General features: G+C 64.5%; 4 protein-coding genes and 1 pseudogene. 2 read left to right on the top strand and 3 right to left on the bottom strand.

What is annotated here, in order from left to right; all coding sequences use genetic code 11:
- Positions 1-362: pseudogene (locus tag AC2VOK_RS02295) on the top strand (isochorismatase family protein); the annotation flags it as partial.
- A 445-nt stretch (positions 363-807) separates the two neighbouring features.
- Here AC2VOK_RS02295 and AC2VOK_RS02290 read toward each other — a convergent pair.
- From AC2VOK_RS02290 to AC2VOK_RS02280, 3 genes are read right to left on the bottom strand one after another with little or no spacing between them, the layout of a single operon-like run.
- Positions 808-1,062 (bottom strand): hypothetical protein, encoded by a 255-nt coding sequence (locus tag AC2VOK_RS02290; RefSeq protein ID WP_428899035.1) that lies wholly within the window; start codon positions 1,060-1,062, stop codon positions 808-810.
- Complete coding sequence (locus AC2VOK_RS02285; protein ID WP_428899034.1) at positions 1,059-1,340, bottom strand: DUF6247 family protein; 282 nt, start codon at positions 1,338-1,340, stop codon at positions 1,059-1,061. The genes AC2VOK_RS02290 and AC2VOK_RS02285 overlap by 4 nt, the downstream gene beginning before the upstream one ends.
- Entirely contained in the window at positions 1,337-1,936 is a 600-nt protein-coding gene (locus AC2VOK_RS02280) for a recombinase family protein (protein ID WP_428899033.1), read from the bottom strand. Before AC2VOK_RS02280 ends, AC2VOK_RS02285 begins: the two co-directional genes overlap by 4 nt.
- Before the next feature lie 373 nt (positions 1,937-2,309).
- On the opposite strand from AC2VOK_RS02280, the gene AC2VOK_RS02275 reads away from it, so the two are divergent.
- Positions 2,310-2,452: type II toxin-antitoxin system YoeB family toxin (locus AC2VOK_RS02275; RefSeq protein ID WP_428899036.1), on the top strand; the 143-nt coding region annotated here is incomplete at its 3' end.

Below are 2,452 nucleotides of genomic sequence, written 5' to 3'. Positions count from 1 at the left end.
GACATCGAAGGCGAAAGTGGGGCGATCGTCGACCGGGTCGCTCCCCGCCCCGGCGAGCCCACGGTGATCAAGCGCTACCCGAACTCGTTCGTCGAGACCGGCCTTGATGCGCGGCTCAAAGCGCTGGGAGAAAAAATGTGGTGTTGGTCGGGTTCATGACCCACATGTGCGTCAATTCCACGGCGCGCGGAGCATTCAATCTCGGCTACGCCCCAACAGTCATTGCCGGAGCAACCGCCACCCGCTCGCTGCCGTGGTCCAACAAAGCGGTGCCTGCCGCCGACATGCAGGCGGCCAGCCTTGCTGGAATGGCGGACCTGTTCGCAGCAGTCATCCCTGACACTGAGGCCTTACCCGACTGATTCGGATGCCGGCACCGCAACGCCAGCATCCGTACACATCGGATCTCACGAGACCTGCTGTACGCCAAGCAATGTGGAGCGTGTGGGTTCATGCCGCGGGAAAACATCGCGTGGGCACCAGAGACGAGTTGTACTCCACGGTCATAACCAGGTCCCGAGTCGATCTCGCGCCTCGCGCCGACCCATGGTTACCGCCGCGTCCAGATCTGCCACAGCCGCGACGAAATCGCCAAAGAGTGGACGGGCTCAACGTGCGGCCGCCACTGAAGTCACGAACGTCGAATACGGCAACGGCGAACGGAGATGGGCCTGAGCATCAGCGCGAGCGACGCCAGGCGGCGGCTGTTTCCAATGCCCTGAACTCCCGAAGCCGACCGGAAGTGCAAAGTGGATACGCGTTGCGCGCGGCGCGCCCCGACGCTTGGGCGCTCGTGATGGGTGGGGGTTATCCGGTCCAGAGGATGTTGAAGATGATCAGGAGTTCGGCGTCGTCATCGACCCGGAAGGACAGGAGTCCGTTTTCGCCGAACTGGGTTTCCCGGTAGTCCGGCTGGTCGTCGGGGTAGACGGGCCAGGCATCCCACGGAGCGTCGACTAGCCGGATGATCCGTTCCATGAGCGTGTCGTAGGCGTTGGGGTGGTCGATGAGGTCGGCGAACTGGTTCTGTGCGCGTCCGATGAGCATCGGCCGGTAGCTCACTGTTTGTCGTCCCACCCGGGTAGCGGAACGAGGTCTTCGGGGCGAGGGTCGCGGGCGGTCTGTGCGGCGGCCTCGAAACCGGGGTCGCAGTAGGCGGTGGCGCGGAGCCGCCAGCGGTGCAGCAGGGCTCGCAGCAGGTGCCACTGCCCGACTTCGCGGGCAGCGTCGAGTCCGGCCCGGTATTCAGCGAGGAATTGTTGGTGCCAGCGGTCCGGTAATAGGGCCAGGATTTGTGTGGGGTCGTCGGGGTCTCGGCCAAACGCTGATTCCGCGGTCACCTGACACTCTCCTCGTCTTTGCCGTGCTGGACGGTTCGGTAGACAGTTGGCCGGGAGATGGCGAACAACTCGGCGAGGTCGGTGATGGTGTAGTTGCCGGTGTCGTGCATACGTCGCAGCTCGGCCTGTTGCGTGGTCGATAGTTTGGGTTGGCGGCCCTTGAGCCGGCCCTTGGCACGTGCTACGGCCATGCCTTCGCGGGTGCGGAGCCGGAGCAGGTCGGCCTCGAATTCGGCGAAGGTGGCCAGGATGTTGAAGAACGTCTTGCCCAGCGGGTCGACCGGGTCATACAGCTGCCCGCCGAGCGACAACGTGATGCCGCGCTTGGCGAGATCGTCGCCGATGGCGCGGGCATCGGGGACGGAGCGGGCGAGCCGGTCCAGCTTCGGCGCCACCAGGGTGTCACCTTTGCGCACTGCGGCGAGAGCCTGATCCAAGCCTGGCCGTGCTCGGTTCGTGCCGGTGAGTCCGTGGTCGAGGTGGATCCGGTCCTCAGCGACGCCGAGTTCGCGAAGTTGTTGCCGTTGCGCGGTAAGGTCCTGCGAGTCCGTCGAGCAGCGGGCGTATCCAACGAGTGTGCCGGTAGTTGGCGGCATTATCGAACTGTAGCGGATACCCCCCGCTCGATGCGAAGAGTCGACACCGAAGCCTCGCATCGGTGCACGCCGACGAGAAACAGGCGATCGTGGCCGCGGCAACCGATGCGAGTCCCTTTGGGCTGCGTAGTAATCCGGCTGTTTACCATCCGGCGGGCGTTATTTTACCTCTGCAGCGGATCGATCCATCGCACGCCTGAGAACCGACTGAAGTCGACATCGGTGGAGCACAGCTCGGCGCAGTGTTCGATCGCCAAAGCGCCCAGATGAGCGTCGCTGGTCAGATTTCCCGCCGTACCCAGCCCGACAAAGCCGGGCAGTCCGCCGTCGCCAAATCCGTCGACGAGCTGCGAGAGATGGCCGGCGGCCAGGAGTGAGGAGCATCCACTTCGACCCCGATGCCTGGCAGGACTTCTTCTTCTTCTGGCTGGCCTCGGACCGCAAGACCGCCCGGCGGATCACCCGCCTGATCGCAGAGATCCAACGCGATCCATTCGACGGGATCGGCAAGCCCGA

The organism is Mycobacterium sp. TH-M116 (assembly GCF_057473685.1).
Note: the sequence above shows the minus strand (reverse complement) of the source record. Positions and strands in the feature narration are given on the sequence as shown.

Excerpts from the sequence above, each read along its gene's own strand:
- AC2VOK_RS02280 (WP_428899033.1), bottom strand. The coding sequence starts at position 1,936 with ATGCCGCCAACTACCGGCACACTCGTTGGATACGCCCGCTGCTCGACG.